The following is a 14953-nucleotide window of genomic DNA, read 5'->3' on the forward strand; positions in this document are numbered from 1 at the left end:
ATTCGTTCTTCAATATCCTGCTTCGATATATTGTTCAATTAATTTATCCAACTCCACGCTTCTAAGATAAATCACTTCGCCATCCTCGTGATCAATACTTGTATTTAATCTTTCCCTTGCAACTTCAATATTCTGAATTAACTCTTCTTTTGACATTATCATTTCATGATTCTCCTTTGCTCTTTATTCGTATCTGTCTGTGTTTGCAGAAGAGCACAAGAGTAGATATCACTACCAAAATCAATGACAGCGCCTGAGACACCGGTATGCCAGTACTAAAGAAGATCAGCTGATCCGTACGGAGTCCTTCGATCCATACTCGTCCCAATCCATAGCCCAGCAGGTAGATAAGAAGCATTTCACCATCGAACTTTTTGCGTTTCCGATACCAAAGCATAAAAATCAAAACGCATAAATTCCACATTGATTCATAAAGAAATGTGGGATGAACCTGAATAAATTCCACACCGTCTTTTACAATTAAGTGGCTTAAAAGCTCCTTAGATATCATATTCTCATTAACAAGCGCCCTTCTGATTCTCATAGCAAACAGGCCGTCTGTATATCCGCCGAACGCCTCGCAATTAAAGAAGTTTCCCCATCTTCCTATAATTTGCCCGGTAATTAATCCCAAGCAACCAGTGTCCGCCAAAGAAAAGAAGGAAAGTTTCTTCACTCTGGTGTAAACCGTGAGGGTAATGACAGCTCCTATGACGCCACCGTAGATTGCCAGCCCTCCTGCTCTGGTATTGAAGATCTGAAGCAGATCATCTTTATAAGTGTCCCAGTCAAAAACCACATAATAGATACGGGCCCCCATAATAGAAATAATGATTGCATACAATGCAAAATCCAGATAAATATCCGGGTCCTGCCCTCTGCGTTTTGCATCGCTCGTCGCGACCCAAAGACCTGCCAAGATTCCAATTCCTATGATAATACCGTAAAATGCAATTCGGAATCCAAATATCGAGATACTGTTTTGCAAATGGTCAATGGTGATTCCCAAATGCACAAAACTAATATCTGCCGTATTTGCCATTCGTCTTCTCCTTTCGATGTTTTCTTTATTTTACCCCGCTAAAACACAAAAATCAAACATTATCGCCCGACATATTCAACTATATTTCGACAAGCCCTTTGTTCTTTTTGTTTTTCTCTTTTAATTTCGTGGATAATATGATATTCTATATTAGTTGTAGATAAAAATCAACCATGAATATAAACAATATTAGGAAGGTATTTGATATGAAATTAGGTATTGTCGGCTTGCCGAACGTAGGGAAAAGTACTTTGTTTAATTCGCTCACAAAGGCTGGGGCAGAATCTGCCAACTATCCTTTCTGTACCATTGATCCAAACGTAGGAGTTGTTCCTGTTCCGGATGTACGTTTAGGACAGCTGGCCGCATTGTATGATTCCGCTAAAATCACACCTGCAGTCATCGAATTCGTAGACATCGCAGGCCTTGTAAAAGGAGCATCCAAAGGAGAAGGACTTGGTAACCAGTTTCTTTCCAACATCCGTGAAGTTGATGCCATTGTCCATGTGGTACGCTGCTTTGAAGACCCCAATGTCATTCACGTAGACGGAAGCGTAGATCCGCTCCGGGATATTGAGACCATTGATTTAGAGCTGATTTTCTCTGATCTGGACATCCTTGACCGCAGAATTGCCAAATCCACAAAGGGTGCAATGAATGATAAATCACTGGCCAAAGAATTAACCATCTTAAAGAAAATCAAAGCCCACCTGGAAGACGGTAACCTTGCCAGAAGCTTGGAAACAGAGGATGAGGAAGAAGCTGCATTTATCAACAGTCTTAATCTTCTTACTTATAAGCCGGTAATTTTCGCCGCTAACGTATGCGAAGATGACCTTGCCGATGACGGTGCTTCCAATGCTTATGTGGAAAAAGTCCGTTCCTTTGCAAAAGAAAACAACAGTGAAGTTTTTGTCATCTGTGCTCAGATTGAACAGGAAATCGCAGAGCTGGAAGAAGACGAAAAAAAGATGTTCTTAGAAGATCTTGGACTGACTGAATCAGGTCTTGAGAAACTGATTGCTGCCAGCTACCAATTACTGGGCTTAATCAGCTATTTAACAGCCGGCCCTACCGAAACCAGAGCCTGGACCATAAAAGAAGGTACTAAGGCACCTGGCGCAGCTGGAAAGATCCACTCCGATTTTGAACGGGGATTTATCCGCGCTGAAGTTGTTAATTATCAGGATCTGCTGGATTGCAAAACCTATCCCGCTGCAAAAGAAAAAGGTCTGGTACGATTGGAAGGAAAAGAATACGTGGTAAAAGACGGAGATGTAATTTTATTCCGTTTCAATGTATAAATATGTTACTGCCGCCGGCATGAAACCGGCGGTTTTTTTATGCAAATTCTGATAAATTTTGTCAAAATGTTAATTGCTCTTGTAAACTCTTTTTCTTATGTTATAATATGACATGGCTCTGAAATGACAGACAGAAAACGAAACACAACAGAATACAAAAGGGAGTTACCGCACAGATGAAAACATTAATTAAAGCAGTAATTGCAGGGATCGCTATCAGCACGGGGGGCATTATTTATTTAACCCTGGAGAACCATATTGCAGGTTCTTTCTTATTTACCATCGGGTTATTTACCATATACACCTTTGGCTTCCATCTATTTACAGGCAAGGTATGCTATATTGTGGATGAAAAACCTTCCTATCTTCTGACCGTTCTCCTGGTATACATAGGTAACTTTGTGGGAACCACAGGGATGGGAACCATATTCAGACATACAAAACTCTCCAAGTTAACAGCCCACGCTGCAGATATTGTCAGCTTGAAGCTTTCAGACACCTTATTCAGCACCTTTATCATGGCCATTTTTTGCGGCGTGATGATGTGCATTGCAGTCATCGGTTTTCAAACCATTAAGGATGGAGTTGGGAAATATTTTGCTCTGGTTCTTCCAGTCATGGTATTCATCCTTTCCGGATATGAACACAGTATTGCAGATATGTTTTATTTCACCATGGCAGGTGCCTGGAGTGCCAAGGCATTCTTATATATTCTGGTGATATCTGCCGGGAACTTAACAGGCGGCTGTCTGATTCCCATGGCAAAGAAATATTTAAAAGAAGAGGGATCACCTGCACATTCCTGACAGGTATGATTCCCATAGAAACAAGGGCAGAAATCCCAATTGTATGGATTTCTGCCCTTGTTTTATTATATAAAGCTGCCAATCAGATCCTTAAGAACCTGATCTTGTGTTTCTCGTCTTATCAGAGGAGTGCCGTCATTTAAAATTCCGTTCTTCCTGTGAAAATCCAGCTTATCTTCCCGATACAGAATGCCGGTTGGGATTTTTTCACTTACTTCCATTGACATTCTGATGGCTTCCAGCCGATTGGTGGGGTCATAGTCATCTCCAAGGGGTGCTGCCATATTTTTGTAGTAAGCAAAGGTATTTACTTTATTGAAGGTGATACATGGCTGAAGAATATCCACGAAAGCATATCCGGGATAAAGGATTGCCTCCTTCATAATACTTACCAGCTGTTTAGAATCACCGCTAAAGCCCCTGGCTACAAATCCTGCACCTGAAGCAATTGCCAGAAGTACTGGATTTAAAGGGGTATTTAAGTTACCATCGGTCTGAACTGGTGTAACAAAACCTTCCCCGCTGGTGGGTGATGCCTGCCCTTTGGTCAGACCATAGATCTGATTGTCATGAACAAAATGAGCAATATTTACATTTCTTCTTATATTGTGAATAAAATGGTTGCCTCCTTCGCCGTAAGAGTCACCGTCTCCGGAATTCACTATAACAGTAAGCTCCTCATTGGCGATTTTAGCAGCAACTGCGGCCGGAAGCGCCCTTCCATGAAGCCCGCAGAAGCTGTTGGTGTTTAAATACTGGGGCGTCTTCGCCGCCTGGCCGATTCCTCCCACCATTAATACTTTATTTGGTTCAATGCCCAGTTCCTCCAGCGCTGTTTTCAGGCTGTTTAAAATGGAAAAGTTTCCACACCCCGGACACCATGCTGTTTCATAAGTTTTGAATTTATCCATCTACCTTAAACCTCCTTCCAGCACTTTTTTTGTAATTTCTTCACCTGATATCTGCCTGCCGTCATATTTTAAAATACTCTTATGGCACTCAATTCCTGTCTGCTCTCTGATCAGGGAAGCCAGCTGGCCTGTGGCATTTTGTTCTACGTTGATTAACGTCCTGCCTTCTGCATAAAATTTTAATTTCTCCTGAGGAAGGGGATAAATATCTCCAAACACCAGGGCTCCATAGCTTCCTTTCCCATTTTTATTAAGAAGAGAGACCGCCTCTTTGATGGGGCCGTAAGCAGAACCCCAGCCAAGTAACAGTGTATCGCAGTGCTCCTCTCCCACAAACTCTGGTTCTGACAGTTCTTCTATCAGACCCTCTAATTTTCTCATCCGCTTATCCACCATCTGGATTCTGACCTCTGCAGATTCCGTGATCCATCCTCTTTCATCATGTTCATCACTGTCAGCAGCAACAATATGATCTGTAAGTCCAGGAATCAGTCTGGGGGAGATTCCATCTTCCGTGATCCGGTAACGCAGATACTCTCCTTCTGCCTCCGTTGCATGGCTGACCTGTTTCAATCCCGATATGTCAAAGGGCTTCACGCAGGCTGTTGAATCTCCAAGATACTGGTCACTGAGCAGTATAACAGGGATCTGGTATTTTTCTGCCAGATTAAGAGCCCGGAATGTCTGGTAAAAAGCATCCTCCTGATTTCTTAACGCTATTACAAGTCTGGGGAACTCTCCCTGGGATGCGGAAATAACAAATTTTAAGTCACTTTGCTCTGTGCGGGTGGGCAGGCCGGTCGCCGGACCAGGCCTTTGCACATCTACGGCTACAAGAGGAATCTCTGCAATACCGGAAAATCCCAGCGCCTCCACCTTTAAGCAGAAGCCGCCTCCGCTGGTTCCTGTCATAGCTCTTGCGCCGGCAAAGGAAGCACCCAGTGCCATGTTAACTGCAGCAATCTCATCTTCTGCCTGTTCCACCACGATTCCTGCCTTGTGTCCTACAGAGGCCAGATATTCCAAAACTGCCGTAGATGGAGACATAGGATAGGCAGAATAGAATTTAAGTCCTCCGGCCACTGCTCCAAGCCCTAAGGCCTCACTGCCTGAAATAAGCATGTAATCTTTATATACGCCTTCCAGATGGTTAAATTTTGCTTCCACGGCTGCGTATCCTGCTTTGGCTGCATTTAAATTAACCTCAAGAATTTCCTTCTTCATGACATCAGCCATGATTTCCTCAACATATGTAAATGGCTCACCGAAAAGCTTCAATATAGCTCCTACTGCCACACTTGCAGAGGCTTTCCCATTCCCAAGTTCTTTTGCAATTTTGTTCATGGGAAGTTTCATGACTCTTAAGTCTGTATCCGGATAATCAAAACTACTGTCGCATAAGATAAATCCTTCTTCCTTTAATTCATGCTTATGTAAATCAATGGTCTCCTCATTCAATGCAATGATTCCATCCAAACGGTAACTGTGGGAGGTAATGACCTCCGTCCCAAAACGCAGAAGAGAAAAGTTATGACCTCCCCGCACCCGTGACATGAAATCTCTGGTTGTATAGATATAATAGCCGGAATGTTTCAGCAGTTTTTCTAAAATTGAGACTGTGGTATCGATGCCTTGACCGGCAGCTCCACCAATCAGAATATTATACATAGGTTTTCCTCCTTTTAAATTTTGACTAATTATAACTTATAATGTCATTATTTTCAATATTTATCGTGTTGTTTTTAAAATTTTTATATTTTATTGTTAAATATTTAATTATTACAGCGAATTGATTTGAAATTAACAGATTAATAAATATTCAATTCATATAATGATCCGCCAGATATGACCCTCTAAAATTTGACCCCCTTTATTCTTCAGAAAACCTCCGTGTTTTCTATATGATAAAATATTACTACGCTATGAAACCCATACCCAATAATTGGAAATAAAATAATTTATCCGTTTTTTCTGCATGAGAATTGGTTCTTCGCCCTTACTGGGTAGTTGATCTTGCAAAGCACCAAATGGACATATGCACCCACACCATGCTACACAAAAAAGGAAGAGAGGCAAATACTGTCTCTCTTCCTTCTTAATTATACCAGATTTGTATAGCCCATAAGGCTGATATCTACTTCTTTCGCTACTTCACGGCCTTCTCTGATTGCCCAAACCACAAGGGACTGGCCTCTGTGCATATCTCCTGCCACAAAAACCTTATCCACGTTGGTTTTGTATCTGCCCTCTTCAGTTTCAACATTACTTCTGCCGTTTAACTTCACACCGAACGCATCTGCAACATAATTCTGGGCGCCTAAGAAACCGGCTGCTATAAGAACTAAATCCGCAGGAACTTCTTTTTCGCTGCCTGCCACCGGCTCCATGCTCATCCTTCCGGTTTTCTCATCCTTTTTCGGCTCAAGGCTCATTAAAACTGCTTTTACCAGCTTGCCGGATTTATCTTTTATGAATTCCTTCACAGTCGTCTGATATACTCTTGGGTCTTTGCCAAACACAGAGATTGCCTCTTCCTGACCGTAATCAGTTTTCAGCACTTTTGGCCATTCCGGCCAGGAGTTATCCTCTGTCCTTGCTTCAGGAAGCTTTGGCATCATCTCAAGCTGAGTCACTGAGGCACATCCATGGCGTAGTGACGTACCGACACAGTCATTCCCTGTATCTCCGCCCCCGATTACAATCACATGTTTTCCCTTTGCAGATATATACTGATTATCCTGCAGGTCAGAATTTAACAGGCTTTTTGTTGTGGATTTTAAGAAATCAACTGCAAAATAGATTCCCTGTGCATCTCTTCCGGGAACATTTAAATCTCTGGGATTTGATGCTCCGCAGGCAAGAATAATGCGGTCATACTCCTTTAAAAGGTCTTTCGCCTTCTGATTCTTTCCAACATCAGCATTGGTAAGAAACTCGATTCCCTCTTCTTTCATGATCTCAACCTTCCGGTCAATCACATGCTTTTCCAGCTTCATATTGGGAATTCCATACATCAGAAGTCCGCCTGCACGGTCTTCCCGTTCCAGGACAGTTACGCTGTGTCCCCGTTTATTCAACTGATCTGCAGCAGCCAGACCGGCAGGACCGGATCCAATGACTGCAACCTTCTTTCCAGTACGGATTTTAGGAGGTCTTGGTCCTGCAATTCCGGAAGCATAGGCACGTTCAACAATGGCATACTCATTTTCCTTAATCGCAACCGGATCACCGTTTAATCCGCAGGTACATGCCGCTTCACAGGGCGCCGGACAGACCCGTGCAGTAAATTCCGGAAAGCTGTTGGTTTTTTTCAAACGGTTATATGCCTGCTGCCAGGTACCGGAATAGACAAGATCATTCCATTCCGGTATTAAATTGTTTAAGGGGCAGCCAGAAACCATTCCATTTAAAATAACTCCTGACTGGCAAAATGGTACACCGCAGTCCATACACCGCGCACCCTGGCATTTTTGTTCTTTTTCAGAAAGGGGCAGATGGAACTCGTTATAATTTTTCAAACGGGTCTTGGGATCTACCGTTCTTCCTGTTTCTCTTTTATATTCTAAAAATCCTGTTGGCTTACCCATTTTCGCTCCTCCTTACTTCTTTGTATTGGCATAAAATGCTTCAATCTGTGCCTGCTCGCTGCTTAAACCCTTTTCTTCCATCTGAACAATGGTATTCATCATGCGTCTGTAGTCATGAGGCATGATTTTCTTGAATTTAGGCAGATATTCTCCAAAGTTGTCGAGGATTTCCTTGCCCTTTGCGGAGTTGGTATAAGCCACATGTTCCTTGATCATATCCTTTAATTCCAAAACATCGTATTTGTTGGTAACTTCTTCAAAAGAAACCATTTCCTTATTGAGGCGTTTGTATAAATCTCTCTTTTCATCTAATACGTAAGCGATTCCGCCGCTCATACCTGCCGCAAAGTTCTTGCCTGTTGATCCAAGTACCACCACGCGGCCGCCTGTCATGTATTCACATCCGTGGTCACCAACACCTTCTACCACTGCTGTTGCGCCGGAGTTTCTAACACAGAACCGTTCTCCTGCTACGCCGCAGATAAAGGCTTTTCCGCTGGTTGCTCCGTAAAGAGCCACATTACCGATGACAATATTTTCTTCCGGTTTAAATTTAATTCCCTGAGGAGGATAAACCACCAGCTTTCCGCCGGAAAGTCCCTTGCCAAAGTAATCGTTGCTGTCACCGATCAGCTCCAGTGTCAGACCCCTTGGAATAAATGCGCCGAAGCTCTGACCGCCGCTTCCTGTACAGCTGATGGTAAAGGTATCCTCTGCCAGTCCTTCCGGATACAGTCTGGTTATCTCTGACCCGAATATGGTTCCCAGTGCACGGTCGGTATTGGAAACATCAATCTGAAGTCCCTTCTTCTGACCGGCAGTGAGGGCCTGCCTTAATTTCTTTAAAATAATCTTCTCGTCAATGGTTTTATCCAGCTCGAAGTCATAAACCTGCTTTTTGTCATAGCCTGCTACTTTTCCGCCCACATATGGGTTGCCTAAAATTGCAGAGAAATCTACTTTCTTTGCTCTTTCATTGGATATCTGATCTTTTTTCTTCAAGAGATCGGTTCTTCCAACCAGCTCATCCACTGTGCGGACTCCAAGCTTTGCCATATATTCCCGAAGCTCTCTTGCAATAAAGTACATGAAATTCACAACATATTCCGGTTTTCCCTTAAAGCGCTTGCGAAGTTCCGGATTTTGAGTGGCAACTCCAACCGGGCATGTATCTAAGTTGCAGACTCTCATCATAACACAGCCCAGGGTTACAAGAGGCGCTGTTGCAAAGCCGAATTCCTCAGCTCCAAGCATACAGGCAATGGCCACATCCCGTCCAGTCATCAGTTTTCCGTCTGTTTCCAGAATTACTTTATCACGAAGCCCGTTCATAATCAGGGTCTGATGAGCTTCCGCCACACCAAGTTCCCATGGAAGTCCTGCATTATAGATGGAGTTTCTTGGTGCTGCACCGGTTCCACCGTCAAATGAGGAGATTAAAATAACCTGGGCACCCGCTTTGGCAACACCGGCAGCTACCGTTCCCACTCCCGCTTCAGAAACCAGCTTAACGGAAATTCTGGCACTGGTATTGGAATTTTTCAAATCGTAAATCAGCTGGGCAAGATCCTCGATGGAATAAATATCATGATGAGGTGGTGGCGAGATTAATCCCACACCAGTTGTGGAATGTCTTGTTTTGGCCACCCATGGATATACTTTCTGTCCTGGGAGCTGTCCGCCCTCTCCTGGCTTTGCGCCCTGTGCCATTTTAATCTGAATCTCTTTTGCACTGACTAAATATCTGGAAGTCACGCCAAAACGACCGGAAGCAACCTGTTTAATAGCAGAACAACGGTTAACTCCATCTGGTCCTGTTGTCAGACGCTCCAGGCTTTCGCCGCCCTCACCGCTGTTTGATTTTCCGTGAATCCGGTTCATTGCGATGGCAAGAGCCTCGTGAGCTTCCTGTGAAATGGAGCCATAGGACATGGCACCTGTCTTAAAACGTTTTACAATGGATTCTACACTTTCCACTTCTTCAACCGGAACTTCTTTGGTCTTTGCGTAATCGAAGTCTAAGAGACTTCTTAAATTGACCATCTGGCCTTCCTGGGTTAACGCGTGTGTGTACTCCTTAAATGTCTCATAACTGCCTGTTCTGGTGGCCTGCTGCAGGAGATGAATGGTACGTGGATTGTAAAGGTGCTCTTCCTGTCCTGCTCTTTCCTTATGACTTCCCACGCTGTCCAAGGTTAAGTCCACATCAAGACCAAGGGGATCAAATGCTGCGGAGTGAAGTGTATCCACGTCATTGGCAATATCCTCTAAGTTGATGCCTTCCACCCGGCTTACTGTATCGGTAAAATACGTATCGACCACTTTCTTTGAAATACCAATGGCTTCAAAGATCTGCGCTCCCTGATAGGACTGCACGGTGGAAATACCCATTTTAGAGGCAATCTTTACAATGCCATGTAAAACGGCAGAGTTATAATCCTCCACAGCTGCGTAATAGTCCTTATCAAGCATGCCATTTTCAATTAGATTATGAATGGATTCCTGAGCCAGGTACGGATTGATTGCGCAGGCTCCATATCCTAATAATGTTGCAAAATGGTGAACTTCCCTTGGCTCTCCACTCTCTAATATAAGGGCAACTGAAGTTCTTTTCTTGGTCTTTACCAGATGCTGCTGAAGTGCAGAAACTGCCAGTAAAGAGGGAATCGGCACATGGTTTTCATCAATATCACGGTCTGATAAAATAATGATATTAGCGCCATCCCGATGAGCTCTGTCTGCCTCTAAGAACAGTCTGTCAATGGCTTTTTCCAGTGAAGTGTTCTTATAATAGGTAATGGGAATCACTTCTACCTTAAATCCCGGTCTCTTCATATGTTTGATCTTCAGTAGATCCGTACAGGTAAGAATGGGATTATTCACTTTTAAGATCTTGCAGTTTTCTGCTTCTTCTTTTAGAATATTGCCCTCTTCACCCACATAAACCGTAGTGGAAGTTACGATCTCCTCACGAATGGAGTCAATGGGGGGATTGGTTACCTGGGCAAACAGCTGCTTAAAGTAGTTAAAAAGTGGCTGATGCTTCTTGCTTAATACTGCAAGAGGACTGTCTGCACCCATGGCTGAAACTGCTTCCGCTCCATTTAAGGCCATTGGCAAAATCATGGTTTTATATTCTTCGTACGTATAACCATAGGTTTTCTGCATTTTAGCGCGATCCGCCCTGGTCATGGCAGGAACGCCTTTATTGGGGATAGGGAGGTCCTTTAATTCAATTAAGTTGGAATCCAGCCATTCACCGTAAGGCTTTCTCTGGGCATAAGTTTCTTTTAATTCTTCATCGGTAATCAGGCATCCCTTTACCGTATCAATTAAAAGCATCTTACCTGGGCGAAGGCGTTCTTTTTTCACCACATGACTCTGCTCGATATCAATTGCGCCTACCTCAGATGCCAGAATCATATGATCATCATCGGTTATATAATATCTGGAAGGTCTGAGACCATTACGGTCTAACACAGCTCCTACCAAATCACCGTCACTGAACACGATGGAAGCCGGACCATCCCATGGTTCCATCATCGTTGCATAGTAACGATAGAAGTCACGGATCTCCTGAGGCATGGATTTATCATGCTCCCATGGTGCAGGAATGGTTACCATCACTGCCAGAGGTAAGTCCATGCCGCTCATCATCATAAATTCCAGGGCATTGTCAAGCATGGCGGAGTCAGAGCCTTCCTGATTAATAATAGGAAGAACCTTATGCATATCACTGCTGAAATACTCAGATTCCATGTTTTCTTCCCTTGCCATCATCTTATCCACATTACCGCGAATGGTGTTGATCTCGCCGTTATGTACGATGAGACGGTTTGGATGAGCTCTCATCCAGCTTGGATTGGTATTGGTACTGAAGCGGGAATGAACCACTGCAATCGCTGATTCATAATCTTTATCCTGAAGATCTGTAAAGAACTGTCTTAATTCCTTTACAAGAAACATTCCTTTATAAACAATGGTCCTGCTGCTTAAAGAAACTACATAGGTATTATCATTGCTCTGTTCAAAAATTCGTCTGGATACATAAAGTTTCCGGTCAAAATCCAGACCTTTCTTCACGTCAGCAGGCTTTTTAATAAAAGCCTGAGCGATATAAGGCATACGCTCCACTGCTTTGGCACCAATCAGTTCCGGATGAATGGGTACATCTCTCCAGCCCAGAAATTCAAGACCTTCCTTCTGTACAATAATTTCAAACATCTTCTTTGCCTGGTTTCTGGCAAGCTCATCCTGGGGGAAGAAAAACATGCCCACACCGTATTCTCTCTCTTCACCAATCCCGATGTTTAATGGTTTGGTCACTTTCTTAAAGAATTTGTGAGAGATCTGAAGCATAATACCAACACCGTCTCCAGTCTTGCCATCTGCATCTTTTCCTGCCCTGTGTTCTAAATTTTCCACGATATGAAGAGCTTGCTCCACTGTCTTATGGGTCTTTATCCCTTTCATATTTGCCACTGCACCGATACCGCAGTTATCATGCTCGAAGCGGGGATCATATAGTCCCGGAGTACCTGTTTTATTAGGGGATTGTAAACTCTTATCCATAATCTCTTCCTTTCCTGACTGCTCCTCTGCTTTGAGGTGCTAAAGTGTAACAGTAATTTTAGTTGATAATACTACATTTTTCGCACTTTGTAAATGTGTTTTATTTTTAAATTGTCAGATAATTAGACTTTAAATAATTAAAAAATAAATTATCTGTATTTTTAAATTATACGACAAAATATTTTATTGTTATAATACAATTCGTGTTGATTTTTCCTCGAGTGGTATAAATTTCTAATTTATTTAAGTCTTAGCTTATTATTATTAAGTGTATATTTTTTTCATTAAGCATCCAACTGGAAATTACCTTAATAACCTTTATTTTTATAATAGTTCCAGGGATCATAGAAACAATATATAAATTACTGCAAATAAAAAAAGACCCGGAATCAGCATCGATCCAGGGCCTTTCACTGTTGAATTTTATACGATAAACAGATACGGATTACATCTCGCCAAGACCGCTCTCAATTGCTTCGGTCATGGTTTTCATTGCCGCCTCTTCGTCCTCGCCGTCGCAGATCACATTGATCATAGCGCCGCATTTGATTCCGGCTGCCATTACGTTTAATACGCTCTTGGCAACAATCCTCTTCTCTCCGTATTCAATAATTATATCAGATTTAAATTTCATAGCTGTCTGAGACAGAACGCCTGCCGGTCTTAAATGAAGTCCGGATGGATTTACAACAGTCAGTGATTTTGTTAACATATAATTCACTCCTTTATCCTCAAATTTTTATACTCCACGCTGTTAATTTTATTACAATATCCATTTTGTGTCAAGCCAAACACACCATGTCTTTGAGATATTTCCAAAGTAAGGTCACAGTCAGCAGGAAGATTCTTTTGTCTGTCTCTCTCTTTGTGAAAACACACAGCCACAGTAGTCCTGCCTGTAAAGATCATGCTCCTTTGACAGTTCCACAGAGCGTTTATACCCGTTTTTCTTTTTAAAATCAGAAGGAAGATAAGCCACCCGGTATTCTCTCCCCAGCTTTTCACCTATTTCATTCAGCTTATCTGCATTTTTAAGAGGGCTGATGGACAAGGTAGTTGTAAAGTAATCAAATTTGCCCGCCTGGGCGATTTTGGCGGCCTCCTGAAGACGGAGTTCATAACATCGAAAGCACCGTAAACCACCCTCAGGCTCTTTCTCAAGACCTTCCACAATCCGGTAAAACTCCTGAGGTTCATACGCGCCAGTCTGTAAGGTAACCGGATGAGCAAAATTCATCTCCTGAATCAGCCGGTCCTGTTCCTCCACACGTCTCATATATTCCAGTGGAGGATATATATTGGGATTGTAAAAATAAACAGTAATTTCAAAATATTGGGACAAATACTCCAGTACATAACTGCTGCATGGAGCGCAGCAGCTATGTATCAGAAGCCTGGGAACTTTATTCTGTACTTTTATTTCTTCAATAATCTGATCCAATTCCTTCTGATAATTTCTTGGGTTCATGATGTCTTCCTCCCTGCCGTCTTCAGAAATGACAAAAAGGCGCAGATAGATACCAGCCGCGCCTTTTATTTGTCTTATAAGAAATCTCTGATTCGCTTGCTGCGAACTGGGTTTCTCAGCTTTCTAAGTGCTTTCGCCTCAATCTGCCTGATGCGTTCGCGGGTAACATTAAATTCTTTTCCCACTTCTTCCAATGTGCGCGGATGTCCGTCTTCCAAACCGAACCTCAATACAATTACCTGACGTTCTCTTTCCTTCAAATCACCTAAAAGCGCGTCGATATGTTCTCTTAACATGACAGACTCAACATTGCCTTCCGGTGTTACCACATTATTATCAGCCACAAAATCGCCTAAATTAGAATCATCTTCCTCACCAATGGGAGTCTCTAAGGATGCCGGCTCTCTGGCAATCTGCATGATCTCCATAACCTTGTCCTCAGACATATCAAGCGCTTCTGCAAGTTCTGCAACAGAAGGCTCATATCCCAGTTCCAGGGTTAATTTTCTCTGCATCTTGGACATCTTATTAATCGTCTCTACCATATGCACAGGAACACGGATTGTTCTTGCCTGATCTGCCAAAGCACGGGTTACAGACTGACGAATCCACCAAGTAGCATATGTACTTAATTTATAGCCTTTGGTATAATCAAATTTTTCAACACCTTTAATCAGACCTAAATTCCCCTCCTGTACCAGATCAAGGAAACTCATACCACGGCCTGTGTAACGCTTCGCAATGCTGACAACAAGACGCAGATTGGCCTCAATCAGACGTTCCTTGGCATCACCGTCACCATCCGCTTTTCTCTTGGCAAGACGCAGTTCTTCCTCTGCGTTTAAGAGCGGTACAGTGCCGATTTCTTTTAAATACATGCGGACAGGGTCTTCTGTGCCGATGCCTTCCAATAAATCAATGGCGTCTAAATCAATATCTTCTTCATCTACATCTTTAATAAAACCGTCATCAAGATCATCATCAAGGAGGAGATCTTCTGACATGAGCACATCATCAGTTAAAGTGGAATCATCCATGACCGGGATCACGTCAACGCCGCGATTCTCCAGGTACGTATAAATCTGATCCATCTGCTCTGCAGTCAGTTCTTCTCCTATAAAGAAGTTATTAATCTCTGTAACGTCCAAAGCATTATGCTTTGTTTTTGCAAGTTCGACTAGTTTACCCAGCTTATCTAAAAAATTATCTTTTTCCACTTAATAACGTCCTTTCGCTAAGAAGTATACATAAAGCCCACACAAC

Annotated in this window: 12 protein-coding genes; 2 read left to right on the forward strand and 10 right to left on the reverse strand. The window is 42.8% G+C overall.

Features of this window, described 5'->3' with window-relative positions; all coding sequences use genetic code 11:
* Positions 1-9: 9 nt before the first annotated feature.
* Both ACOAOT_RS11275 and lgt read right to left on the reverse strand, forming a co-directional pair.
* On the reverse strand, positions 10-162 hold the full coding sequence (locus ACOAOT_RS11275; protein ID WP_170313481.1) for a Spo0E family sporulation regulatory protein-aspartic acid phosphatase: 153 nt from the start codon (positions 160-162) through the stop codon (positions 10-12).
* Between the two features lies 1 nt (position 163).
* Positions 164-1042: a prolipoprotein diacylglyceryl transferase gene (gene lgt / locus ACOAOT_RS11280; protein ID WP_420217047.1), complete on the reverse strand. Its 879-nt coding sequence runs from the start codon at positions 1040-1042 to the stop codon at positions 164-166.
* Positions 1043-1248: 206 nt separating this feature from the next.
* Between lgt and ychF the strand changes: the two genes are divergently transcribed.
* Together ychF and ACOAOT_RS11290 are read left to right on the forward strand one after the other, a co-directional pair.
* Complete coding sequence (gene ychF, locus ACOAOT_RS11285; protein WP_420217048.1) at positions 1249-2346, forward strand: redox-regulated ATPase YchF; 1098 nt, start codon at positions 1249-1251, stop codon at positions 2344-2346.
* A gap of 152 nt (positions 2347-2498) precedes the next feature.
* Entirely contained in the window at positions 2499-3152 is a 654-nt protein-coding gene (locus ACOAOT_RS11290) for a formate/nitrite transporter family protein (RefSeq protein WP_420219415.1), read from the forward strand.
* Positions 3153-3217: 65 nt separating this feature from the next.
* Here ACOAOT_RS11290 and ACOAOT_RS11295 read toward each other — a convergent pair whose 3' ends face one another.
* From ACOAOT_RS11295 to rpoD, 8 genes are all read right to left on the reverse strand, one after another.
* Positions 3218-4063 (reverse strand): 2-oxoacid:ferredoxin oxidoreductase subunit beta, encoded by an 846-nt coding sequence (locus ACOAOT_RS11295; RefSeq protein WP_420217049.1) that lies wholly within the window; start codon positions 4061-4063, stop codon positions 3218-3220.
* Positions 4064-5731: a 2-oxoacid:acceptor oxidoreductase subunit alpha gene (locus ACOAOT_RS11300; protein WP_420217050.1), complete on the reverse strand. Its 1668-nt coding sequence runs from the start codon at positions 5729-5731 to the stop codon at positions 4064-4066.
* Positions 5732-5983: 252 nt separating this feature from the next.
* The gene (locus ACOAOT_RS11305; RefSeq protein WP_420217051.1) at positions 5984-6139 is read right to left on the reverse strand and encodes a 4Fe-4S binding protein; all 156 of its coding nucleotides are present in this window, start codon (positions 6137-6139) and stop codon (positions 5984-5986) included.
* Between the two features lie 23 nt (positions 6140-6162).
* Positions 6163-7650, reverse strand: coding sequence for a glutamate synthase subunit beta (locus tag ACOAOT_RS11310; protein WP_420217052.1), 1488 nt, complete (start codon positions 7648-7650; stop codon positions 6163-6165).
* A gap of 12 nt (positions 7651-7662) precedes the next feature.
* Entirely contained in the window at positions 7663-12222 is a 4560-nt protein-coding gene (gltB, locus tag ACOAOT_RS11315; RefSeq protein WP_420217053.1) for a glutamate synthase large subunit, read from the reverse strand.
* Positions 12223-12667: 445 nt separating this feature from the next.
* Positions 12668-12934, reverse strand: a complete 267-nt coding sequence (locus ACOAOT_RS11320; RefSeq protein ID WP_349667399.1) for an HPr family phosphocarrier protein — start codon at positions 12932-12934, stop codon at positions 12668-12670.
* Positions 12935-13054: 120 nt separating this feature from the next.
* On the reverse strand, positions 13055-13690 hold the full coding sequence (locus ACOAOT_RS11325; RefSeq protein WP_420217054.1) for an epoxyqueuosine reductase QueH: 636 nt from the start codon (positions 13688-13690) through the stop codon (positions 13055-13057).
* A gap of 74 nt (positions 13691-13764) precedes the next feature.
* Positions 13765-14907 carry an RNA polymerase sigma factor RpoD gene (gene rpoD, locus ACOAOT_RS11330; RefSeq protein ID WP_420217055.1) on the reverse strand — a complete coding sequence of 381 codons (1143 nt, stop codon included), beginning with the start codon at positions 14905-14907 and terminating at the stop codon, positions 13765-13767.
* Positions 14908-14953: the final 46 nt, after the last annotated feature.

It is taken from the genome of Lacrimispora struthionigena (assembly GCF_048627165.1).
Taxonomy (GTDB): Bacteria; Bacillota; Clostridia; order Lachnospirales; family Lachnospiraceae; genus Lacrimispora.

What these genes read in the sequence shown, in the direction of transcription:
- ACOAOT_RS11275 (WP_170313481.1), bottom strand. Translation starts at nt 162, where the DNA reads ATGATAATGTCAAAAGAAGAGTTAATTCAGAATATTGAAGTTGCAAGG.
- lgt (WP_420217047.1), bottom strand. Translation starts at nt 1,042, where the DNA reads ATGGCAAATACGGCAGATATTAGTTTTGTGCATTTGGGAATCACCATT.
- ychF (WP_420217048.1), top strand. Translation starts at nt 1,249, where the DNA reads ATGAAATTAGGTATTGTCGGCTTGCCGAACGTAGGGAAAAGTACTTTG.
- ACOAOT_RS11295 (WP_420217049.1), bottom strand. Translation starts at nt 4,063, where the DNA reads ATGGATAAATTCAAAACTTATGAAACAGCATGGTGTCCGGGGTGTGGA.
- ACOAOT_RS11300 (WP_420217050.1), bottom strand. Translation starts at nt 5,731, where the DNA reads ATGTATAATATTCTGATTGGTGGAGCTGCCGGTCAAGGCATCGATACC.
- ACOAOT_RS11310 (WP_420217052.1), bottom strand. Translation starts at nt 7,650, where the DNA reads ATGGGTAAGCCAACAGGATTTTTAGAATATAAAAGAGAAACAGGAAGA.
- gltB (WP_420217053.1), bottom strand. Translation starts at nt 12,222, where the DNA reads ATGGATAAGAGTTTACAATCCCCTAATAAAACAGGTACTCCGGGACTA.
- ACOAOT_RS11320 (WP_349667399.1), bottom strand. Translation starts at nt 12,934, where the DNA reads ATGTTAACAAAATCACTGACTGTTGTAAATCCATCCGGACTTCATTTA.
- ACOAOT_RS11325 (WP_420217054.1), bottom strand. Translation starts at nt 13,690, where the DNA reads ATGAACCCAAGAAATTATCAGAAGGAATTGGATCAGATTATTGAAGAA.